19 protein-coding genes are annotated in these 22,688 nt (G+C 71.6%); 11 read left to right on the top strand and 8 right to left on the bottom strand.

Annotated features, from left to right (window positions below; all coding sequences use genetic code 11):
• The first annotated feature begins 194 nt into the window (after positions 1–194).
• The 9 genes from OHA19_RS08820 to OHA19_RS08780 all read left to right on the top strand — a co-directional run bounded on the left by OHA19_RS08820 (position 195) and on the right by OHA19_RS08780 (position 11,547).
• Positions 195–1,646: an NCS2 family permease gene (locus tag OHA19_RS08820; RefSeq protein ID WP_405749842.1), complete on the top strand. Its 1,452-nt coding sequence runs from the start codon at positions 195–197 to the stop codon at positions 1,644–1,646.
• Positions 1,647–1,739: 93 nt separating this feature from the next.
• Positions 1,740–2,891, top strand: a complete 1,152-nt coding sequence (locus OHA19_RS08815) for an XdhC family protein (protein WP_405749841.1) — start codon at positions 1,740–1,742, stop codon at positions 2,889–2,891.
• 104 nt (positions 2,892–2,995) lie between these two features.
• Entirely contained in the window at positions 2,996–6,754 is a 3,759-nt protein-coding gene (locus OHA19_RS08810) for a S8 family serine peptidase (RefSeq protein WP_405749839.1), read from the top strand.
• A 243-nt stretch (positions 6,755–6,997) separates the two neighbouring features.
• Complete coding sequence (locus OHA19_RS08805) at positions 6,998–7,300, top strand: urease subunit gamma (RefSeq protein WP_405749838.1); 303 nt, start codon at positions 6,998–7,000, stop codon at positions 7,298–7,300.
• On the top strand, positions 7,297–7,665 hold the full coding sequence (gene ureB / locus OHA19_RS08800) for an urease subunit beta (RefSeq protein ID WP_405749836.1): 369 nt from the start codon (positions 7,297–7,299) through the stop codon (positions 7,663–7,665). Before OHA19_RS08805 ends, ureB begins: the two co-directional genes overlap by 4 nt.
• Before the next feature lies 1 nt (position 7,666).
• The gene (locus OHA19_RS08795; RefSeq protein ID WP_405749835.1) at positions 7,667–9,370 is read left to right on the top strand and encodes an urease subunit alpha; all 1,704 of its coding nucleotides are present in this window, start codon (positions 7,667–7,669) and stop codon (positions 9,368–9,370) included.
• Entirely contained in the window at positions 9,370–10,035 is a 666-nt protein-coding gene (locus OHA19_RS08790) for an urease accessory protein UreF (protein WP_405749834.1), read from the top strand. The genes OHA19_RS08795 and OHA19_RS08790 overlap by 1 nt, the downstream gene beginning before the upstream one ends.
• A 31-nt stretch (positions 10,036–10,066) precedes the next feature.
• On the top strand, positions 10,067–10,783 hold the full coding sequence (gene ureG, locus OHA19_RS08785) for an urease accessory protein UreG (protein ID WP_405753230.1): 717 nt from the start codon (positions 10,067–10,069) through the stop codon (positions 10,781–10,783).
• Entirely contained in the window at positions 10,780–11,547 is a 768-nt protein-coding gene (locus tag OHA19_RS08780) for an urease accessory protein UreD (RefSeq protein WP_405717810.1), read from the top strand. The genes ureG and OHA19_RS08780 overlap by 4 nt, the downstream gene beginning before the upstream one ends.
• Here the strand turns inward: OHA19_RS08780 and OHA19_RS08775 are convergent.
• Positions 11,534–12,781, bottom strand: a complete 1,248-nt coding sequence (locus OHA19_RS08775; RefSeq protein ID WP_405717812.1) for an MFS transporter — start codon at positions 12,779–12,781, stop codon at positions 11,534–11,536. The two genes, OHA19_RS08780 and OHA19_RS08775, sit on opposite strands and share 14 nt — an antisense overlap.
• 283 nt (positions 12,782–13,064) lie before the next feature.
• Positions 13,065–14,102 carry a hypothetical protein gene (locus tag OHA19_RS08770; protein ID WP_405717814.1) on the bottom strand — a complete coding sequence of 346 codons (1,038 nt, stop codon included), beginning with the start codon at positions 14,100–14,102 and terminating at the stop codon, positions 13,065–13,067.
• Positions 14,103–14,341: 239 nt separating this feature from the next.
• Between OHA19_RS08770 and OHA19_RS08765 the strand changes: the two genes are divergently transcribed.
• Positions 14,342–14,920 carry a dihydrofolate reductase family protein gene (locus tag OHA19_RS08765; RefSeq protein WP_405717816.1) on the top strand — a complete coding sequence of 193 codons (579 nt, stop codon included), beginning with the start codon at positions 14,342–14,344 and terminating at the stop codon, positions 14,918–14,920.
• Positions 14,921–15,027: 107 nt separating this feature from the next.
• Positions 15,028–15,459, top strand: coding sequence for a nuclear transport factor 2 family protein (locus OHA19_RS08760; protein WP_405717819.1), 432 nt, complete (start codon positions 15,028–15,030; stop codon positions 15,457–15,459).
• A gap of 66 nt (positions 15,460–15,525) precedes the next feature.
• On the opposite strand, the gene OHA19_RS08755 is transcribed toward OHA19_RS08760, so the two are convergent.
• From OHA19_RS08755 to OHA19_RS08730, 6 genes are all read right to left on the bottom strand, one after another.
• Complete coding sequence (locus OHA19_RS08755) at positions 15,526–16,665, bottom strand: zinc-binding dehydrogenase (RefSeq protein WP_405717821.1); 1,140 nt, start codon at positions 16,663–16,665, stop codon at positions 15,526–15,528.
• Positions 16,662–16,964 (bottom strand): putative quinol monooxygenase, encoded by a 303-nt coding sequence (locus OHA19_RS08750; protein WP_405717823.1) that lies wholly within the window; start codon positions 16,962–16,964, stop codon positions 16,662–16,664. Before OHA19_RS08750 ends, OHA19_RS08755 begins: the two co-directional genes overlap by 4 nt.
• A gap of 4 nt (positions 16,965–16,968) precedes the next feature.
• Entirely contained in the window at positions 16,969–17,628 is a 660-nt protein-coding gene (locus tag OHA19_RS08745; protein ID WP_405717826.1) for a glycerol-3-phosphate responsive antiterminator, read from the bottom strand.
• A gap of 102 nt (positions 17,629–17,730) precedes the next feature.
• Positions 17,731–19,284 carry an FAD-binding oxidoreductase gene (locus OHA19_RS08740; protein WP_405717829.1) on the bottom strand — a complete coding sequence of 518 codons (1,554 nt, stop codon included), beginning with the start codon at positions 19,282–19,284 and terminating at the stop codon, positions 17,731–17,733.
• Positions 19,281–20,954, bottom strand: a complete 1,674-nt coding sequence (locus OHA19_RS08735; RefSeq protein WP_405749833.1) for an FAD-dependent oxidoreductase — start codon at positions 20,952–20,954, stop codon at positions 19,281–19,283. The genes OHA19_RS08740 and OHA19_RS08735 overlap by 4 nt, the downstream gene beginning before the upstream one ends.
• A gap of 73 nt (positions 20,955–21,027) precedes the next feature.
• Entirely contained in the window at positions 21,028–22,599 is a 1,572-nt protein-coding gene (locus tag OHA19_RS08730; protein WP_405717833.1) for an FGGY family carbohydrate kinase, read from the bottom strand.
• Positions 22,600–22,688: the final 89 nt, after the last annotated feature.

The raw sequence follows: 22,688 nt of genomic DNA, 5'->3' as shown, positions 1-22,688 counted from the left end.
AGCACCAGCAGTGCGGGTGACGCCGCACATGTACCACGTCAGACCGCTATACCACGTCACACGTCACATTCCACTCTGCATGCACAGTTCGTCTCGGGCCGTCCCCCGGGTCGTGCCGCCCGCGCAGTCATCCCAAATCCCGCATTTCGATTCTTCATCGCGGGTGCCCCTGTGAACCTTGGGAGTCAGGCATCATGACCCAGCAGTCAGTGGAGCCCAGGACCAGTGCGCAGGACGCGGGCTCAGGCTCGCGCGTCCCCGCCGGAAGATCCTGGCTCGACCGGTACTTCCACATCTCCGACCGTGGCTCCACCGTCGCACGCGAAGTGCGCGGCGGCATCACCACGTTCATGGCGATGTGTTACATCCTTCTGCTCAACCCGCTCCTGCTGTCCGGGCCGGACGCGGCGGGCCACCGGCTCAGCCACGCCGGGCTCATCACGGCGACCGCCCTGGCCGCCGCCGTCTCCACTCTGCTGATGGGCTTCATCGGCAAGGTGCCCCTCGCCCTCGCCGCAGGACTCTCCGTCTCCGGCGTGCTCGCCACCCAGGTGGCACCCCACATGACCTGGCCGCAGGCCATGGGCATGTGCGTGATGTACGGCGCCGTGATCGTGCTGCTGGTCGTCACCGGGCTGCGCGAGATCATCATGAACGCGATACCGCTGGCCCTGAAACACGGCATCACCATCGGCATCGGCATGTTCATCGCGCTGATCGGCCTGGTCAACGCCGGCTTCGTCGGCAAGGGCGCCCCCGTCACGCTCGGCACCGGCGGACAGCTCACCGGCTGGCCCGTACTGCTCTTCTGCGTCACCCTGCTGCTCATCTTCATGCTCCAGGCCCGCAATGTGCCCGGCGCGATCCTGATCGGCATCGTCGTCGGCACGGTCCTCGCCGTCATCGTCAACGCGGTCACCGACATCAGCCCCAAGGCATGGGGCGGCAGCGCACCCGAACTGCAGGGCAGCGCGGTCTCGATGCCCGACTTCGGACTCTTCGGCCATGTCGAGTTCGGCGGCTGGGGCGACATCGGCGTGATGACCGTCGGCATGATCGTCTTCACTCTGGTGCTGGCCGGTTTCTTCGACGCGATGGCGACCATCATCGGGGTCGGCACCGAGGCCGGACTCGCCGACAGCAAGGGCCGGATGCCGGGCCTGTCCAAGGCCCTGTTCATCGACGGTGCGGGCGGCGCGCTCGGCGGCGTCTCCGGGGCGTCCGGGCAGACCGTCTTCATCGAGTCGGCGACCGGGGTCGGCGAGGGTGCCCGCACCGGTCTGTCCTCCGTCGTCACCGGTGTGCTCTTCGCCGCCGGACTGTTCTTCACCCCGCTCGCCCAGATCGTGCCGGGGCCGATCGCCGCCGCCGCACTGGTCGTCATCGGCGCGATGATGATGCAGAACGCCCGCCACGTCGACTGGAGCGACCGTGCTGTCGCCGTGCCGGTCTTCCTGACCGTGGCACTGATGCCGTTCACCTACTCCATCACCGCCGGTGTCGGAGCGGGAGTGATCTCCTTCGCCGCGATCAAGGCGGCACAGGGCAAGTTCCGTGAGGTGGGCGTCTTCATGTGGGTACTGAACGGAGTGTTCGTCGTGTACTTCGCGCTCAGCCCGATCGAGAGCTGGATCGGCGCCAAGTAGAACCGGGACCGGTCCGCACCGGGCCTGTCCCGTCCTCCCCTCCGTACCCGTAGGACCTCCGCCCCTCCGTACACCCGCAGAAGGAGAAACGCCATGCTGGACATCGCCGAGGAGCTCAACCGGTGGGTCGAGCAGGGACGCGAATTCGCCGTGGCCACAGTCGTGGCGGTCGGCGGCAGCGCCCCCCGGCAGCCCGGAGCCGCGCTCGCCGTCGACCGCGACGGCACGGCGATCGGATCGGTCTCCGGCGGTTGTGTGGAGGGCGCGGTCTACGAACTGTGCGAGCAGGCGCTGGACGACGGCGCCGCGGTGCGCGAACGGTTCGGCTACAGCGACGAGGACGCCTTCGCGGTCGGACTGACCTGCGGCGGCGTCATCGACATCCTGGTGACTCCGGTCCGTGCGGACGATCCCGCACGGACCGTGTTCGCCGCCGCGCTCGCCGCCGCCGCGCGGGGGACGGCGGCGGCGCTCGCCAGAATCACCGAAGGGCCGGCGGAGCTCCTCGGCCGCCCCTTGCTCGTCCACCCCGACGGCTCGTACGAGGGCAGGCTCGGCGGACACCCGGAACTGGACCGCACCGCCGCGGCCGATGCCCGCGCCATGCTGGATGCGGGCCGCACCGGCTCCGTCACCATCGGGGCCGACGGCTCGCGCTGCGGGCAGCCGGTCACCCTGCTCGTCGAATCGAGCGTCCCGCCGCCCCGGATGATCGTCTTCGGGGCCATCGACTTCGCCTCGGCACTGGTCCGGGCGGGCAAGTTCCTCGGGTACCACGTGACATTGTGCGACGCCCGCCCGGTCTTCGCCACGAAGGCCCGCTTCCCCGAGGCCGACGAACTGGTCGTCGACTGGCCGCACCGATACCTCGCGGCGACCGAGGTCGACGCGCGCACCGTGCTGTGCGTCCTCACCCACGACGCCAAATTCGATGTCCCGCTGCTGGAACTGGCGTTGAGGCTGCCGGTCGCGTATGTCGGGGCGATGGGATCGCGCCGCACCCATCTGGAGCGCAACGACCGGCTGCGCGAGGTCGGCGTGACGGATCTGGAACTGGCCAGGCTGCACTCGCCGATCGGACTCGATCTCGGGGCGCGCACCCCCGAGGAGACCGCGCTGTCGATCGCCGCGGAGATCGTCGCCGACCGGCGCGGCGGCAGCGGCGTACCGCTCAAGGGCGCTCACACCCCGATCCACCACGAGGCCGGTCAGCCGCCCACCGGAGTGATCACCTCCGTGGCCTGAACCGGCCCCCGGAGCGCGACCGCTGCGGGCGGATTGCCGCCACGGCGGCTTCACGCCAGGTTCGAACTCGGCCGTAGCCATGCTTTTGACGGTAGATCAGCAGCATGACATTCACTCCCCCCTCCGCCTCCGGCCGGGCGAGACCCGTTCGCGCGGGACGCAGAGCTCTGCTCATAGCGACCTCGGTCGCCCTGGTGAGCGGTGCGCTGCTGCCCGCGACGGGCTCCGCGTCCGCCGCCCCGGCCCGGCCCGGGCCCACCGACCACCAGGCCGCCGCCCCCGCCAAGGAGTACGACATCACCCTGCTCACGGGCGATGTCGTGCACTACACCGACGGCGTCGGCAAGCAGGACACCGTCACCGTGGACCGCCCCGACGGCGCGGTCGGCGGGGTGCACGTCCAGCAGGCCGGCGACGACATCTACGTACTGCCGGACGAGGCCACCGCGCTGCTCGCGGCCGGGAAGCTGGACCGCAGGCTGTTCAACGTCTCCGCGCTCGCGAAGATGGGGTACGACGACAAGCGGTCGGGTGGCATCCCGGTGATCGCCACCTACCCGGCGGCCAGGGGCCGTTCGCTGCCCGCCGCCCCACGAGGCGCCAAGAAGATCCGTACCCTCGAAAGCATCCACGGTGCCGCGCTGAAGGCGGACAAGGACACCGCCCGCACCTTCTGGAACGGCGTCACCACCGCCCCGGCGGCCCGTTCGCTGGACGGCGGCATCACGAAGCTGTGGCTCGACGGCCGGGCGGAGGCAGCACTCAAGGACTCCGTTCCGCAGGTCAACGCCCCGCAGGCATGGGCCGAAGGGTACGACGGCAAGGGCTCCAAGGTCGCCGTCCTGGACACCGGCATCGACGCGACGCATCCGGACGTCAAGGACCGCATCCTGGAGACCAGGAGCTTCGTGCCGGGCGAGGAGGTCGTCGACCGCCACGGGCACGGCACCCACGTCGCCTCCACGATCGCGGGCTCCGGCGCGGCTTCTGAGGGTGTCAACAAGGGCGTCGCCCCGGGCGCGGACCTGATCATCGGCAAGGTGCTGAGCGACGAGGGCTCCGGTGCCGACTCCGGCATCATCGAAGCCATGGAGTGGGCGAAGGCCGAAGGTGCCGACGTCGTCTCCATGAGCCTCGGCTCCAGCATTCCGGACGACGGCTCCGACCCCATGTCCCAGGCCGTCGACGCGCTCTCCGCCGACGGCGGTCCGCTGTTCGTGATCGCCGCGGGCAACGCGTACGGCGCGGGCACCATCGGCTCGCCCGGCTCGGCCCAGAAGGCGCTCACCATCGCCGCCGTCGACAAGCAGGACAACCGCGCGGACTTCTCGTCCATGGGCCCGCTGGTCAGGTCGTACGGACTGAAGCCGGACCTCTCCGCGCCGGGCGTGGACATCAACGCGGCCGCCTCGCAGTCGGTCCCGGGCGTCGACGGGATGTACCGGTCGATGTCCGGTACGTCGATGGCGACCCCGCATGTCGCGGGCGCGGCGGCGATCCTGAAGCAGCGTCACCCCGACTGGTCCGGCCAGCGGATCAAGGACGCGCTGATGAGCTCGTCCAAGGAGCTCCCCGACCACACCCCGTACGAGCAGGGCACCGGCCGGCTCGATGTGAAGGCGGCGATCGACACCACGATCGAGGCCACCGGCTCCGTCGCGGTCGCCTCGTACGACTGGCCGCACTCGCCGTCCGACCCGGTCGCCGAGCGGACCATCACCTACCGCAACACGGGTGCGAACGACGTCACGCTCGACCTGGCCACGGACACGGACTCCGACGCCTACACCCTCTCCGTGAAGCAGCTCACCGTCCCGGCCGGCTCCACCGCCGAGGCCGTGCTCTCGCTGGACCCGTCCGAGGTCGCGAACAACACGCAGTTCTCCGGCCAGGTCGTAGCCAAGGACGCGGCGGGCACCACCGTCGCCCACACCGGCTTCGCCCTGAACAAGGAGCAGGAGCTGTACGACCTGACGCTCAGGCTCCGTGACCGCGCCGGCAAGCCGATGGACGGCCCGGTCGTCCTCGGCGCGCTCGGCGACCCGAACCTTGGCGTGGTTCAGGTCTCGGGCGAGACCACGCTCCGGCTCCCGCCGGGCAACTACACCGCGTGGGCGGCCGCCGACATCGCCGGAGACCGCGCCGACTCCAAGGCCGTCGCCTTCCTCGCGGCCCCCGAGATCATCCTGGACAAGGCGTCCACGGTCACCCTCGACGCCTCCAAGGCCCGCAGGATCGGGGTGCGGACGCCCAAGGAGACCGAGACCCGGCAGCTGCGCTACGACATGGCACGCACCGCACCGGACGGCACCGTCCTGCGCGACGCATACCAGATCCCGTTGACGTACGACCAGCTGTGGGCGAGCCCCACCAAGAAGGTCACCCAGGGCAGCTTCTCGTTCCTGACCCGCTGGCGGCAGGGCGAGAAACTGATCGACCTGACGGCCGGCGGCCGCGACGTCCCGGTGACCGCACAGCTCGGCTCGCCGGTCGCGGAGAGCCGCACGCAGCAGCTCCCCGCCGTCTTCGCGGGCAACGGCGCCGAGGCCGACTACAAGGGCCTGGACGCCAAGGGCAGGGCCGTCGTCGTCCGCCGCAGTGACGCGGTCGCCCCCGCCGACCGGGTCGCGGCCGCGGTGGCCGCGGGCGCCGACGCGCTCTTCGTCGTCAACGACGGCGACGGCGTCCTGATGGAGTCGTACGCCCCCTACGGCACCGAGACCGCCGTCCCGGTCGCCTCGGTCCAGCGCCTCGCGGGCGAGAAGCTGATCGAGTCGGCCCGGCAGGGCTCGAAGGTGACGGTCGCGCAGCGGAAGTTCGCCCGCTACGTGTACGACCTGGTCGACCGCCACGACGGCGTCGTCCCGGACCGCTCGCTGGAGTACGCCCCGTCGGACCGTCAGCTGGCGAAGGTGAAGAACACCTTCTACGGCCACAAGGGCGTGCTCGGCGGCGGCTACCGCTACGACATCCCGGACTACGGACCGGGGATCGGCTTCGAGGAGTACGAGAAGTTCCCCGGCACCCGCGACGAGTGGGTCACCCCGCTTCCGGGCGCCTCCTTCTGGTACGAGAACCACTCGGTCCTCAATGCCGACGAGTCGGGGTCCGCGCTGGAGATGCGCAGCGGCGAGCTGGACTACACGGCGGGCCGCACCTACCCGGCCGAATGGTTCGCGCCGGTCACCCGCCCGCGCCTGGGCACCGGCTACTGGGGTCCGTTCCGGTCCGTCTACAACGACATCCAGTTCAACCTCACCCCGTGGACGGACTCCGGCGCGGGCCACTCGGGCGCCATGCCGCAGGACGAGTACGACACCACCGCCACGTCCTTCTACCAGGGCGACACCCTGATCAAGAAGGTCGCGGGCCGGGCGGGCTTCGCCTGGGACGTCTCGCCCGAGAAGCTGCCGTACCGCTTCGTCCTCGACTCCGCCCGGGACAGCGACCTGTGGCGGACGTCCACCCGCACCCACACCGAGTGGAACTTCGTCTCGGGTGCCATGGACGAGAACGGCCCGTTCCAGGCCGACATCCCGATGCTCCAGCTGGACTACCGGGTCGACACCGACCTGGCCGGTGACGTCGAGGCCGGCCGGTGGACCGAGGTCGGGCTCTCCTCCGGGACGCAGGAGTGGCTGGACGGGGCGGTCAAGGCCACCGGGGCCTCGCTGTCGGTCAGCTACGACGACGGGGAGACCTGGGAGGCGGTGCAGCTCCGCAAGGACGCGGCCGGTTCCTGGACCGCCCGGTTCAAGACCCCGAAGAAGGCCGGTTCGTTCGTCTCGCTCAAGGCGCACGCCGAGGCGGCCGACGGGCTGGGCATCGACCAGGAGATCATCCGGGCCTTCGGCCTGAAGTGACCTGCTGAGCTCCGTTCTTGAGGCGGCCGTACACCCCCGCCGGGGGTGTACGGCCGCCTCTCTTTACCGTTTCTTGATGGACAAAATTTGTCTACTTTGCCCGTATATGGTGGGCGATAAGGGCAGAAAGGGACTTATCGCGGAGCGCTGCAAGTTGCCACGGCGCGGTCGGGAGGCTTATAAGAGGAACGTGGCCAGGGCGATTCCGGGAATTCCGGGGACTGCCGCCACGGAGGTTTCCCAATGTTTCTCACTCCGTCCGACACGGAGAAATTGCTGCTGAGCGTCGCCGGAATGGTCGCTCGTGACAGGCGGGACCGTGGCGTTCGGCTCAATTATCCCGAGGCCGTCGCGCTGCTCTCCTGCTGGGCCATGGAGCAAGCCCGGGAGGGTGCCCGCGTCAGCGACCTGATGACCGCGGGGCGGAATGTCCTCACCCGCGCTGACGTGCTGGAAGGTGTTCCCGAGATGCTGCATGACGTCCAGGTCGAGGCGACCTTCCCGGACGGGCGCAAGCTCGTCACGATCACCTCGCCGATCCCGTGATCCCGGGTGAGATCCGGACGGGGGCCGGTGAACTGAAAATCAATGACACCCGTGCGCAATTGCATCTGACCGTGGTGAATGACGGCGACCGTCCGATTCAAATAGGCTCGCATCTGCATTTCTTCGACGCCAATCCGGCGCTTTCCTTCGACCGGTCCCTGGCCGAAGGATTCCGGCTCGATATTCCTTCCGGTACTTCTCTGCGCTTCGAGCCCGGAGTCGGCGCCGAGGCCACCCTCGTCGAACTGGGAGGCCGCCGGAAGGTGCCCGGCATCGTCGTGCCGGGGACCAGGGCCGCCCGGACGGATGACCCGCCGGCGGCCCGGACGGATGACCCGTCGGCGGCACGAACGGAGGACATGTGACATGGCACGGATGACCCGTGACGCCTACGCGTCGCTCTACGGCCCCACCACCGGCGACCGCGTCCGCCTCGCCGACACCGACCTCTGGATCGAGGTCGAGGAGGACCGCTGCTTCGGCGGCGACGAGGCGGTGTTCGGCGGCGGCAAGTCCATCCGTGAATCCATGGCCCAGTCCACCGCCGCACGCGCCGACGGCGCCCTCGATCTGGTCATCACCAATGTCGTCGTCCTCGACCACTGGGGCATCGTCAAGACCGACGTCGGCGTCCGGGCCGGCCGCATCGTAGCGCTCGGCCGCTCCGGCAACCCCGACATCAGCGACGGCGTCCACCCCGACCTGGTCATCGGGCCCGGCACCGACGTCATCTCCGGCGAGGGCCGCATCCTCACTGCCGGGGCCGTCGACACCCATGTCCACTTCCTCATGCCGGAGACCCTGCACGAGGCCCTCGCCACCGGCACCACCACCGTCATCGGCGGCGGCACCGGCGCCACCGAGGGCTCCAAGGCCACCACCGTCACCCCGGGAGCCTGGAACCTCGCGATGATGCACCGGTCCCTGGACCGGGTCCCGCTCAACGTCATGCTGTTCGCCAAGGGCTCCACCGTCGGCGAGAAGGCGCTGCGCGAGGCGGCACTCGGCGGCGCGGGCGGCTACAAGGTCCACGAGGACTGGGGCGCCACCCCCGCCGCCATCGACGCGGCGCTGAAGGCGGCCGACGAACACGGCCTCCAGGTCGCCCTGCACGCCGACAGCCTCAACGAGGCCGGCTACGTCGAAGGCACCCTCGACGCCATCGCCGGACGCGGCATCCACGTCTTCCACGCCGAGGGTGCGGGCGGCGGCCACGCACCCGACATCATCACCGTCGCCTCCCACCCCAACATCCTCCCGGCGTCCACCAACCCCACACTCCCGCACACCGTCAACACCGTCGCCGAACACCTCGACATGCTGATGGTCTGCCACCACCTCAACCCACGCGTCCCCGAGGACCTCGCCTTCGCGGAGTCCCGCATCCGGGCCAGCACCATCGCCGCCGAGGACGTCCTGCACGACATCGGCGCACTCTCCATCACCTCCTCGGACGCCCAGGCCATGGGCCGCATCGGTGAGGTCATCTGCCGCACCTGGCAGGTCGCGCACACCATGAAGCAGCGCTTCGGGGACCGGGGCAGCGAACTGCCCGCCGACAACGAACGCGCCCGCCGCTACGTCGCCAAATACACGATCTGCCCGGCGGTCGCCCATGGCATCGACCATGTCGTCGGCTCCGTCGAACCGGGCAAGCTCGCCGACCTGGTGCTGTGGGACCCCGCCTTCTTCGGCATCCGCCCCGCCGCCGTCGTCAAGGGCGGCATGGTGGTGTACGCGCCGCTCGGCGACGCCAACGCCGCGATCCCCACCACCCAGCCCGTCCTCCTGCGCCCCACCGCCGCCGCCGAAGCCGCCCCGCACCTCTCGGTCAGCTTCGTGGCCCCGGCGGCCCTGGCCGATGGCCTGGCGGAACGGCTCGGCCTGGTAAGGGAGTTGGTCGCCGTACGCCCCACCCGGCACCTCACCAAGGCGGACCTGCCGAACAACACGGCGCTCCCGGACATCGACGTCGACCCGGAGACCTTCGCCATCCGGATCGACGGAGAACTCGTGGAGCCCGCGCCCGCCACCGAACTGCCGCTGACCCAGCGGTACTCCATGTTCTGATGGCCGGCCTGGCACGCCTGCTGCTCGGCGACGGACGGCTCCCGGTCGGCGCGTACACCTACAGCGCGGGACTCGAACCGGCCGTCGCGGCAGGTCTCACCCGTGACCGGATCCCCGCACTGCTGCGGGCCCGGCTGCACACCGCGGCCGTCACCGAGGCCGCCGCCGCCGTGCTCGCCCTGCGGGCCGCCGGGCGCGACCCGGTGGACTACGGGCCCGTACAGCAGGCGCTCGCCGCCCGGACGCCGGCCGCACCCCTGCGCGAGGCGTCGGCGACGCTGGGCCGCGGCGTGCAGCGCCTGGCGCGAAGGCTGGCCCCCGGCCACCCGGCGGTCACCGCCCTGACCGGTATCCGCCCCCGACCGCTGCGGCCGGTGGCCCTCGGCGCGCTCGGGGCCGTCATGAAGGTGACGGAGGAGGAGCTGGCGCGGGGCGTCGTCTACGACGAACTGCAGACCATCACCTCCGCGGCGCTCAAGCTGCTGCCCGGCGACCCGCTGGACTCGGTCGCCTGGATCCTTGACGCCGAGCCGCACGCGGCGGCCGCGGTGGCCGAGGCCCTCGCCGTGCGGACCCCGGCCGAACTGCCCGCCCGTACGCCCCCGCTCACCGAGCAGTGGGCGCTCGAACACGCACAACGAGAACGGAGACTGTTCCTTGCCTGACCAGCACCTCGGCACCACGCCCGACCAGCACATCGATCACAACACCCCGCACCTCTCGCACGACCACCCGCCGCGCGCCCTGCGCCTCGGTGTGGCAGGCCCGGTCGGCACCGGCAAGAGCTCGATCCTCGCCACCCTCTGCCGCGAGCTGGCCGGCGAACTCGCCATGGCCGTCGTCACCAACGACATCTACACGGACGAGGACGCCCGCTTCCTCCGCTCGGCCGGGGTGCTGCCCACCGAGCGCATCCGGGCCGTCGAGACGGGTGCCTGCCCGCACACCGCGATCCGGGACGACGTCAGCGCCAACCTCGACGCCGTCGAGGATCTGGAGGAGGCGTACGGGCCGCTCGACCTGGTGCTGGTCGAGAGCGGCGGCGACAACCTGACCGCCACCTTCAGCCCTGCCCTCGCCGACGCCCAGCTGTTCTGCATCGATGTCGCGGGCGGCGGCGATGTCGCCCGCAAGGGCGGCCCCGGCATCACCGGAGCCGACCTCCTGGTCATCAACAAGACCGACCTCGCACCCCATGTGGAGGTCGACGTGGCCGAGATGGTGGCCGACGCATCGCGCGCCCGCGACGGCCTGCCGGTCCTCGCGCTCTCCAAGCACGACCCGGCGTCGGTGGCCGAACTCGCCGACTGGGTGAGGGAGTTGCTGGCACGCCACCGCTCCGGAACCCATGTCCCCACGGACCCGGGCCCGATGGCACCCCACAGCCACAGCCACAGCCACGACGGCTCGTGACCGGGGAGTCCGCCGAGCCCACGGTCGTCACCGTGGAGCTCGACGGTTCGGGCCGCCACGTCGCCCGGGAACTGCGCCCCGGCGCCTTCCTCGCGCCCCGGCCCCTGCTGCCGTCACCCGGCCGTCCGCGGATCGCGCTGGTCGGCACCCGGGCGGGGCTGCTCGCGGGCGACGATCTGCGGCTGGACATCTCGGTCGGCCCCGGCGCCCGGCTGGAGCTGGTCGAGCCGTCCGGCCTGGTCGCGTACGACCACCGTGGCGGCACGTCGAGCTGGCGGGCCCGCGTCGACATCGCCGAAGGCGGCGAACTCCGCTGGGACGCCCGGCCGTTCGTGATCTCGACGGGTGCCCGGGTCGAGCGCTCGATGGAGGTGTCACTGGCGGCCGGGGCGCGGATGCTGTGGCGCGACACCCTGGTCCTCGGGCGTTCCGGCGAGCGGGGCGGAGGTGTCCGGGCGATGACGCATGCCACGTACGACGGCTGCGAGCTGCTGGTCGAGGACCTGGATCTCATGGACCCGGAAATGCGTGAACTCCCCGGCATCCTGGGACCCAACCGCGTCATCGGTTCGGTCACCGCCCTCGGCACCGCCCCGGGCGGCCGGCCCCACCCGTACCGCATGGACCTGGCGGGGCCGGGGGCGCAGGTACGGCTGCTGGACACGGTGGCGCCGGCCACCGACGCGGAACTGGCCGCCGTCTGGGAGGAATGGCTCGCGGACGGCGGACCGGGAGTGCCGGAGCAGCCGGTCACGGACGGCTGACCGTACCGCCGTCCGCCGAGCCGCGTGTCACCGCGGCCGCACACAACAGCGCGGGGACCGCCGCGACCGCGAAACAGACGGCCGGCGACAGGTGGTCCACCAGCAGACCCACCACCGCGACGCCCACCGACGACCCCGCGTTGATCGCGGTGTTCACCCAGGCACCCGCCTGGGTACGGCTCCCCGCGCCCACCGACTCGTCCGCGATGAGGTACGCGGTGGTCAGGGCGGGTGCGATGAACAGCCCGGCCACCGCGGTGACCACGACCAGGACGTACACATTGGGCGACAGCCCCGCTCCGACCATGGTGGCGCCCAGGCCGACGGCCAGCAGCGGCAGCCGCACCCGGTTCGACGCCCGCCAGGAGACGGCGCCGTAGGCCAGTCCACCGACCGCGCTTCCGGCCGAGAGCGCGGCAAGCACCCACGACACCGCCCCGCTCTGGTGACGCTGCTCGGTGAACGCCACCACCAGCAGATCCAGACCTCCCAGGCACAGCCCCACGGCCGCCGTCACCAGCACCGCGCGCCGCAGCCCGACGATGCCGAGCAGCCGCCGTCCGGCCGGCGGGACGTCCGTACCGGCGGCCGTGTCCTCGGACGGCGCCGCGCCCCTGCCGCGCACCGCCGGTGAGGAGACCAGTGCCAGAGTGCCCACGAACACCAGCGCGGCGCTGATCGCGACCCCGGCCGCGGGCGGGGCGAACTTCACCACCACGCCCACCAGCAACGGACCGCTGACGAAGAGGAGTTCCTCGGCCACACCATCCAGGCTGTAGGCGCGCCGCAACAGTTCCCGGTCGGCGACGAGGTCGCTCCACAGGGTCCGCATCACCGGCCCCAGCGGTGGAGTGGAGGCACCCGCCGCGGCGGTCAGCGCCCCCAGCAGGATCGCCGAGGCCCCCGGCCGCCAGGTGGCGTACGCCAGCGCGGCGAGCAGCACCGCGTAGAGGCCGGCCATCGGCGGCAGGACCCGGCGCGGCCCGTACCGGTCGATCAAGGCGGCACGGGCAGGGGAGAGGAAGACGCTGGTCGCCCCGAACACGGCCATGACGGCACCGGCGACGGAGTAGGAGCCGGTGGAGGCGTTCACCGCCAGCATCAGGGAGAGGGAGATCATCCCGTACGAGAGCCGCCCCAGCAGGGCGGCGCCGAAGGTGCGGGTGGCATGACGGGTACGCAGGACGGCGGCGTACGAAGGCGTGCGCGAAGGCACGGGTGATGGCGAAAGCATCGATACGTTCCTCGGGAGGGCAGCGCGGCGGACGGCGCTGCGGGCATGCGGGGACACCGAAGTGCCGCACCCGGCGGGAAGCGGGGTGCGGTCAGCGCGGGGTCCTACGCACGGGAGAGGAACATGCCGGCCAAGGTATCAGGGCGACGGGCCGGGGTGGAGGGGGAGTTGGGCGCAGGGGCAGGGGGAGAGAGGACGGCCGGGCGGGCCACTGCTGATCCGCCCGGCGTCCGTCACCGCTCGCTGCGTGCCGCCTGGCGTCAGCCACCGACTTTCGCCCGTGTCATCCCGTGATCTCGGTGTTGGCCGTCAGGATCTGCCCGGCGGTCCGGCGGAGTCCGGGAAGGAAGGCGATGACCTCCTCGCCCCGCCGGAGAAGGTCCTCGGTGGACGTGATGCCGAGATCGGCGACGGCCTCCCGGAAGGCCGGTAGGCGTGCGTGGTGCAGCTCGGGGGCGTCCGCCGCCAGTACGGTGTGACATCGCGCGAAGGTCGCGATGATCCAGAACACGGCCTCGCGATGGTCGCCCCGCTCGATGAGATGACGGCTGCCGTCGATGGCGACCGGCCGTGCCCCGGTGGTGATGTCTCCGCTGAAGAAGAACGGCGTGCGGGCGACCGCCGCGGCGGCGTCGAAGGTTCGGGCCAGCTCGTCCAGGTGGTGCCCCGTCCTGGGGGCGGACAGCCGTGCGCACCCGAGCAGTTCCAACAGCTCCGGGTACAGCTGCGCCTGTCCGTACGCGTCGAGGACCTCCCGGGCCGCCGGGTACCGCAGCCGGACCGTGGGGTTGCGCAGCGCGGCGACCAGCAGGACGTGGGTGGTGACCCCGGTGGCGAACAGCCAGGACGTCACCTGTTCGTGGAACGGTGCGCAGGAGTCGAAGGCGGCGAGGCGGGCCTCGATCCGGCGCTCGGCGTCCCGGCATCGGCGGCGCACCCAGGACCGCTCGGCGAACCGGCGCGACACGTCCACCCGCAGCTCGCGCAGCCGGCCCGTCGGGTCGTCGATGACCGCGTCGCGGCGGAAGCTGCCCGCCAGGTGGTACGAGGAGAGCACCTCGTCCGCCGAGGCGAGTTCGTCCCACGGCAGAAGGCTGACCTCCAGCAGCGCGTCCCGGAAGCGGAGCTTGCCGGGCTTGGCGGGCTTGGCGGCGTCGGCGGTGACGACCACGATGTCCACGTCCGAGTACGGGGAGAGTTCGGCGTCGTCCGGCAGGCCCACCGTGGAGCCGCTGAAGAAGGCGCCACGGAAACCGGGATCGGGCCTGGCGTGCTCGGTGACCCACTGGACCGCGGCCGATCGGGCCGTACCGACTCTCACACCGAACCTCTTTCCGGGCCGTGGGGACGCACCGGCCACAGCGATGCCGCTTCGACGGAATCACCATATGCCGGTCCTGGCGCACTGCCGCACTGCCGCACTGCCGCGTGCTGTGGCCGGGCCGATGCGGGCCGCGCCCGCGATGCGTGTCACTCGTTGCCGGGGCCGTGACCGTGGCGTCAACTGTTGGGGTGCCGGACTCCCGTGCGGCGCGACGGCTCCGGCGGAAGAGGATTGCGATGCGGAAGATCGTCCTGATGAGTTCGGTGTCCCTCGACGGCTTCATCGAAGGGCCGGACCGCGAGATCGACTGGAACCTGGTCGACGACGAACTGCACCGACACTTCAACGAGTTGCTCAGGACCATGGGCGGCTTCCTCGAAGGACGGGTGACCTATCAGCTCATGGAGGATTTCTGGCCGACCGCCGACTCCGATCCCTCCGCCAACGAAACCGTGGCGGAATTCGCCGGGATCTGGCGGGGCATGCCCAAGATCGTGTTCTCCCGGACCCTGGAACATGCCGGCCGGAACACCACGATCAAGCGGGAGGTCGACGCGGAGGAGATCAAGGCCCTGAAGGCGCAACCCGGCGGGGACCTGTGTCTCGGGGGCGCCGATCTCGCCGCGGCCTTCATGCGGCTCGACCTGATCGACGAGTACCGCATCTACGTCCATCCGGTACTCATCGGCCGGGGAAAACCCCTGTTCCCGGCCTCGGCGAGCCGAACCGCACTCCGTCTGACAGAGACCCGGGAGTTCGGCAACGGGGTCGTGCTGCTCCGTTACGACCGCCGCGCCGTTGCTCCAGCGGAATGAACTCGCCGGGCCGCGGCGGTGCGCGACCGGTGCTGTGCCGGGTCACCCGGGAGCTCTCCCCGTATAACTGCCGCACCGTCGCGAGAGCTCTCACGAAAGGACCGGCGATGACGCTCAGTGTCGAGGACCGTCTGGACATCTCCGAACTGCTCGCCCTGCACGGGCACTTGGTCGACAATGACGAACTGGACCGGCTGGACGAGCTGTTCACCGAAGACATCGTCTACGCCACTTCGAACCTCGGGCACGGGGAGCTGCACGGGCTGGCCGCCTTCCGGGACATGGCACGGACGCGTGCGGGCCGGCCGGGCGCACCCGTCGGCCACCACGTCACCAATATCGTCCTCACCGAGGCCGGGGACGGCCGGGTCCACGCGCGGTCCAAGGGGATCGGTGCCGGCGCGGACGGTCAGTGCGGAAGCGTGACCTACGAGGACATGATCGTGCGCGGCGAGCGGGGGTGGCGCATCAGCCGCCGCGAGATCACCTTGCACTTCACACCCGCCGATGCGCCGGACACGGAGGAGGCCGGCAGCTGATGGCCGACGGCCGGCGGCGCCCCCTCGGGCGATCGGGGGCGCCGCCGGCCGGGCCGGGACCGGGCGTCAGGCGTCCAGCATGCCCGAGGTGTCGATGACCTGGCGGATGGCCCGGCCGGAAGCCAGCTCCTCCATCGCCGCGTTGATGTCGGTCAGCGGCAGGGTGCCCGTGTGCATCAGCTCCACCGGCATCAGGCCCGCCCGCCACAGGTCCAGGAACCTCGGGATGTCACGGCGCGGCACCGCGTCGCCCATGTACGAGCCCAGCAGGGACTTCCCCTCGCCCGCGAACGCCAGGGCCGGGACCTCCAGCACCCGGTCGGGTGCGGGCAGGCCCACCGACACGACCTTGCCGCCCCGGGCCACGGCGCTCAGGCACTCGGCCATGACCTTGGGGCTGCCCACCGCCTCCACCGCCGATTCGGCTCCACCGGAGGTGAGTTCGCGGATCTGCCGCACCGCTTCGTCGGGGGCGTACGCATGCGAGGCACCCAGCCGGAGCGCCAGTTCGCGCTTCTCCGGGACCGGGTCGACCGCGACGATCGGGTACGCCCCCGCCGCGCGGGCGCCCAGCACCGCGGAGAGGCCCACCCCGCCCAGGCCGTAGACCACCGTCGACTGCCCCGGGCGCAGGGCCGCCGTGTTGATGACCGCGCCCGCACCCGTCAGCACCGCGCAGCCGAACATCGAGGCGACGGTGAACGGGACGTCCTTGGGGATCGGCACCACCGACTCCTGGGCCAGCACCGCGTGTTCGGAGAACGCGGAGACGCCCAGCTGGTGGTGGACCGGGTTGCCGGCGGCGTCGGTCAGCAGCGACGGGCCGTGCAGCAGCGCCCCCGAACCGTTGGCCGCCGCGGCCTGTGCGCACAGGGCAGGCCGGCCCGCCGCGCAGTCGCCGCAGAAACCGCAGCTCGGCACGAAGACCAGCGCCACATGGTCGCCGGGGGCGACCCGGCCGACGCCCGGCCCGGTCTCCTGGACCACGCCCACCGCCTCGTGGCCCAGCGCCATCGGCAGCGGGCGGACCCGGTCACCGTTGACCACCGAGAGGTCGGAGTGGCAGAGCGAGGCGGCCGCGATGCGTACCAGCACCTCGCCCTCGCGCGGGGCGCCCAGCTCCAGCTCCTCCACCTCGACCGGACGGGACTCGGAGTACGGACGGGCCGTCGATGTCCCGCGCAGCACCACCGCACGGGTCTTCACGCCGCCACCTCCGGACGCGGGGCGCAGCGCAGCACGTCACGGCTCTCCAGCAGCGGGACGACCTTGCCGAGCACGATCTCCTGGAAGTGCGCGGTGGCGCAGTGCTCGGTGAAGTCGGCCTCGGAGGCGTACTCCTCGTACAGCACGATCGCCCGCGGGTCCTCGGTGCCCTGGTGGACCCGGTAGGCGAGGTTGCCGGGCTCCTCGCGGGAGGCGGCGGCCATCGTGTCGAGCAGGGGGAGGACGGTGTTCTCCTCGCCGGCCCTGGTGCGGTAGCGGGCTACGACCACGTATGTCATGGGGTTACTCCTGGGGTGGGGCGGGCCTCTTCAGGGCGCCGGACGGGACCGGCGGCAGCTGGTCCCGGCGCAGGTGCCAGAGGCGGGGGTCGGACGTGGCGGCCGCGGCCGAGCCGAGGGCCAGCGCGAGTGCCACGTCGGCGGGGGTCTCCACGAAGCCCGCGGCCACCGACGGGGACATCGCGCGCTGTGCCTGCGTGCTCATCCGGGCGATGATCGGGGCGGGCATGATCTCGACCAGGTCCGGCGCCCCGCGCGAGATCGCGTCCGTGGAGCGGCGCAGATTGGAGCGGTCGGTGACGAACACCTTCATCATCGTCAGCAGGCCGATCGGGCGGCCCTTCTCTATGAGCGAGAGCCGGGTGCTGACCACGCCGTGCGCGCCCATGTTCTTGATGAACTCCAGCGCGCCCCGGTCCTGAGCCAGACCGGGGCTGCTGTCCACGTTCACGAACACGGTCTTCCCCGCCCGGCCCAGCGCCGGCACGACCTGGGGCAGCTGCCCCACCGCGAACGACGCGAGGATGCACACCTTGGCCGGTGCGGTCAGGAACTCGCGCAGCGGCTGGGTGCCGACCACCGAGGCGACGACCGGCACCTCGGCGAACGCCGCGGTGAGCCGGGGGTCGAGTGCGGCACCGGACCGGGAAGGGGAAGGGGTCATGGCGAGGGCCTGCCTGGGGGAAGGGGTTCGTGGCTGCCGGCTCAGGGTCTTCGTTCGGATCATGCCGGGGTCGCGGCCTGATCCGAACGAAAGACCCTGGCGTCAGTTCAGCGGAGACGTACCGAATCGGCTGGGAAGGCCCAGTTTGCCAGGGTTGAGAATGCCGGCCGGGTCCAGGGCCTTCTTCACCGCGACGAAGGTCGCGAAGCCCGCCCCGAGGGATTCCTCCAGGTAGGGGCCTCGCAGCAGCCCGCAGCCGTGGTGGTGGCTGAGCGCAGCCGCGTGCTCGATCAGTACGGCGTTGGCGGCGTCCCACACCGAGCGGTACCAGTCGCGGCGCGACTCGGGAGCCACGTCGCCGCGCAGCGAGAAGTAGACGCAGGCGCCGTCGGTGTACGCGTGGGACTGGTGGGCCGAGGCGGCCAGGGTGCCGGGCACCGACTGGATCGCGGCGACCACCTCGTCGTAGATCACCGGGAGGTCGGTCCAGGACGCGGCCATCTCCAGGGTGTCGGCGACGAAGCCGGGGCCGGGCTTGAAGCCGTCGGCGGACTTGCCGACCAGCATCCGCTCGTCCAGCCAGCGCTCGAAGACCGCCTTGCTGTCCAGCTCGGGGCCGTACGTCTCACAGACCTCCTTCGCCACCTTGATCGAGGCGTCGACGATGGCCGGGTCGCCCTCGTCGGCGACCAGCAGGAGGTTGGTCTCCGGGTGGCCGAAGTGGGTGCCCGACTCCAGGGCGTCGTACAGCCGCAGCACGGCCGGGGTCGCGCCGCGCTGCATGATCCTGCGGCAGGCGTCCAGGCCCTCCGCGAAGGTCTTGAAGCCGTACGCCACGGCATCGGCGTACTCCGGCAGCGGGTGGACCCGCAGCCGGGCCGAGACGATGACACCGAGGGTGCCCTCGGAACCGACGAACAGCTGACGCAGGTCCGGGCCGACCGCGGCGCGCGCGTAGTCGCCGTACGTGGCCCGCGTACCGTCCGCGTGCACCACGTCCACGCCGACGACCATGTCCTCGATCTTGCCGTAGCGCGTCGAGAGCTGACCTGCTCCGCGGCAGGCGATCCAGCCGCCGACCGTGGAGACGGCGAACGCGGACGGCCAGTGGCCGGTCGTGACGCCGTACTCCTCCTGGAGCTGCTTCTCGAAGAGGTCGCCGAACATCCCGGCCTGGACGTCCACCACGTTCGACTCGGCGTCGAAACCGGTGATCTCGTTCAGCCCGCACACGTCCAGGACGACGCCGCCGAAGACGGGCAGCGCCGCACCGGTGACGTTGGAGCGCCCGGCCGACGGGGTGACCGGGATGCCCGCCTCGTGGCAGATCCGCAGCACGGCCGCGACCTGGTCGGCGTCGGCCGCCTCGACGATCACGGCGTCCGGCGTCGCGGGACGGCCCTCGGTCTCGCCGATCATCGAGCCGGCCCACCAGTCACGGGTCCGGGTGACGACCTCCTCGCGGGCGGTGTGCACGGCGTGCGCGGCCTCGCGCAGCGCCTCGACCACGGTCTCGGGGACCTCGACCGGGTTCACCTGGAGGGCGGCCTCGCCGGCCCCGATCGGGGTGTTCTGCGCCCACTTGGCGAAACTGGGGGCGCCGATCGTGTAGTTGCCCCGGTTGAACGGGTGGGTGATGGTCTGACGGCTGATCATGCTGCTGCCCCTTCGAGGAGTACGGACTTTTCGTGACGGACGGCTGCGAGGTACTCGGAGACCGAACGCTCCACCTCGGCCTGAGTGAGGTTCAGTTCCCGGCCGAGGATCGCGCCCACGGCCCCGGCGGCCTCGGCGGACGCGTCCCGGGCGAACAGCCGGGCGCGCGTCCGGCGGGAGAGCACGTCGTCGACCGAGCGGGCCAGTTCGGCGCGGGCCGCGTAGACGACCTCCGCCTTGGTGTACGGGAGTCCCGCGACGATCGGCTGGGCCAGCGCCGGGTCGTCCTGGATCAGGTCGCCGACGAAGCGCGCCTCGGTGCCGAAGCGCTCGCCGAGGTGCGCGGCGATGCCGCCGGAGGCCGCGACGGCCTCGGCGTCGTAACCGGCGCCGCCGAGCAGCGGAAGATCGGAGGTGCGGCTCTTCGCCCTGCGGCCGAGGACGGTCATCACCTTGTCGATGACGAGTTCGCCCATGTGCCGGCTGGTGGTGAGCTTGCCGCCGGTCACCGTCACCATGCCGGTGCGGCCGACGGTGATGTGGTGGTCGCGGCGCATGTCGAGGGTCGCGCCCTCCTTGCCGCCGACCAGCGGGCGCAGACCGCCGATGGAGCCGACCACGTCGTCCGGGGTGAGCTTCCCCTCGAAGGCGGTGTTGGCGCCCTCCAGCAGGAAGTCCATCTCCTCGCGGGTGCAGTGCACATCGTCGGGGGAGCCCTGGTAGTCCTCGTCGGTGGTGCCGAGCACGACGCTGTTGCCCCAGCGGGTGCAGGTCGCGCGGCGGGCCCGGCCGGGGATCGGCACGGTGACCGTGCAGTTGATCCGCACCTTGTCCCACGGCACCACGATGTGGACGCCCTTGGCGGGCCTGACCTGCGGCTCGTGGCCGTCGTCCGCCTTCGCGTCGAGCTCGTCGGTCCATACGCCGGTGGCGTTGACGACGGCCCGCGCCCGGATGTCGAAGGTGTCGCCGTCGGCCGATACCCGGGCGCCGGACACCTTGCCCGTCTGCATCAGCAGACCCTCGGCCCTGGCCCCGTTGAGGATCGTCGCGCCGAGCGCGGCGGCGGTCCGCACGATGGTGAGGACGAGGCGGGCGTCGTCGGTGCGGGCGTCGAAGTACATCAGCCCGCCCTTGAGGTTCTCCGCACGCAGCGTCGGCGCCTGCGCGAGGACCTCGGGAACGGTGAGCCGCTGGTGCAGCTTGCCGATCCGCCAGCCGCCGACCAGGTCGTACGTCCACAGCAGGCCCTCGAAACCCTTGGCGAGGCGGGCGTCGAAGATGCCCTCCTTCTCCAGGATCGGGAAGAGGAACGGCAGCCGGTGCACCAGGTGCGGGGCGTTCTTGCGGAAGCGGTGCCGCTCCAGGAGCGAGTGGCGGACCAGGTTGACGTTGCCCTGCTCGATGTAGCGCAGACCGCCGTGCACCATCTTCGAGGACTTCGACGACGTACCGGAGGCGAAGTCGTCCTTCTCGACCAGCGCCGCGCGCAGCCCGCGCGAGGCCGCGTCGAGCACGGCGTACGCCCCGGTGATGCCGCCGCCTATGACGAGCACGTCGTACGTGTCGTCGGCCAGCCGGCGCTTGAGGGCCGTCCGGTCGAGCAGCAGGGGCGTTCGGCGGGTCGCCGCGGCGCTGCGCCGCGGCTTCCGGGCGGGCATGGTGATCACAACATCAACTCCTGGTGTTTCGGTGCGGCGGCCGCGTGGTCGGTACCGGCCGCCGGGTGACGGTCGGGGGCCGTCAGTGGGGGGTGTGAGGTTCGGGGGCCGCCAGGGGGAGCAGGGCGGGGTCGTTCAGGTGGGCGATGAGCACGTCGCGCCAGGCGGACCGCTGCGCGGTGCGTTCGGCCGTCGTGATCGAGGGCTCGAAGATCCGGCCCAGCGGCTGTGCCTCGACGACCTCTTCGAGCGAGGACCACAGGCCCTGCGCGACACCGGCGAGATACGCGGTGCCCCGCAGGCTGGCGGTGGCGGAGTCGGAGACCCGCTCCAGCGGCAGGCCGGTCAGGTCGGCCTGGATCCGCATGAGCGGGTCGCTGCCGGAGACACCGCCGCCGACCCGGAGCCGGGTGAACGGGGTGCCCATGGTGCCGGCGACCCCGTCGATCAGGTCGCACACCGAGTGCGCGATCCCGTCGAGCACGGCGCGGGCGAGATCGGCGCGGGTGGTGGCGAGGGTGAGCCCGGTGAGGGAGGCGGTGGCCTCCGGGTGCCAGACCGGCGTACGGACCCCGGCGAGCGCCGGGACGAAACGCGGGGTGCGGCCCGGCCGGGTGGGGACCCGGCCCGCCTCCTCACCGAGCTCCTTCGGCGATGCGAACAGGCCCAGGTCGTCGCAGAGCCAATTCAGCGCCGAGCCCGCCGTGGAGGTGTACGCCTCCAGGCTGTAGTGGCTGATGTCGCCCTGCCGCCGGCCGGGCTGGGCGAGCACCCCGGAGATGTCCGGCCGGGGCAGGGCGGGCGTGGTGCCGGTCGCCGCGTCGACGAAGGCGCCGGTCCCGTAGACGCACATGCCCTGCCCGGCGGCGAGGCCGCCGAGCGCGACGAGTGCGGCGTGCTGGTCGCCCATGGAGGCGGCCAGCGGGACGGCGATCCCGAGGGCGGCCGGGTCGGTGGTGCCGAATCCGGCGTCGTCGGAGCGGAGCTCCGGAAGCAGGTCGAGGGGGAAGCCGAGGTGGCCGATCCACTCCTCGTCCCAGGCGTGCCGCTCCAGCAGATAGCCACCGGTGGAGGCGGCGTTCGTCGGTGTCGTGGCGTGCACGGCGCCGCCGGTGAGCCGCCAGATCAGCCAGGTGTCGACGGTGCCGAAGAGCAGCCGGCCCTCCCTGTGCGCGGCGGCCACCTCCGGGTGGGCGGCGATCTGCCGGGCGGCCCAGAGGAACGGCGCGCGGGCGCCGACCGGCCGGCCCTGGCGGGCCAGCAGGGCGGCGTCCCACTCCGTTTCGTACGCGGTGAGCTCGGCCGCGTACCGCCGGTCCTGCCACACCACCGCGGGCAGCAGGGGCCGCCCGGTCACCCGGTCCCACAGCATCGCGGTCGCCCGCTGGGTGGACAGCGCCACCGCGGTGATCCCGATGCCCTCCTCGCGGGCCCGGCCGACGGCCCGGCGCGCCACCTCGACGGTGGCGGTCCAGATCTCCATCGGGTCCTGCTCGACCGAGAGGTCGTCCGGATGGCTGACCTTGATCGACCGGTAGAACACCTCGTGGGCGGCGCCCGAGTCGAGGACGACTCCGGCCCGGGTGCCCGTGGTGCCCTCGTCGATGGACAGCACACCGCGCCGTGCGGCGGCGCCGGGGAACGTCTGCGTCATTGCAGCCCTTTCATTGCGAGCATCACGAGCGAGCCGTGCGGAGGAGGGGGAGGGGAGGGGACCATCGTGTGGTGCGAGGGGCCGGGCGG

This window comes from Streptomyces sp. NBC_00012, from assembly GCF_045040875.1.
Taxonomy (GTDB): domain Bacteria; phylum Actinomycetota; class Actinomycetes; order Streptomycetales; family Streptomycetaceae; genus Streptomyces.
This window is presented reverse-complemented; position numbering and strand designations above follow the sequence as displayed.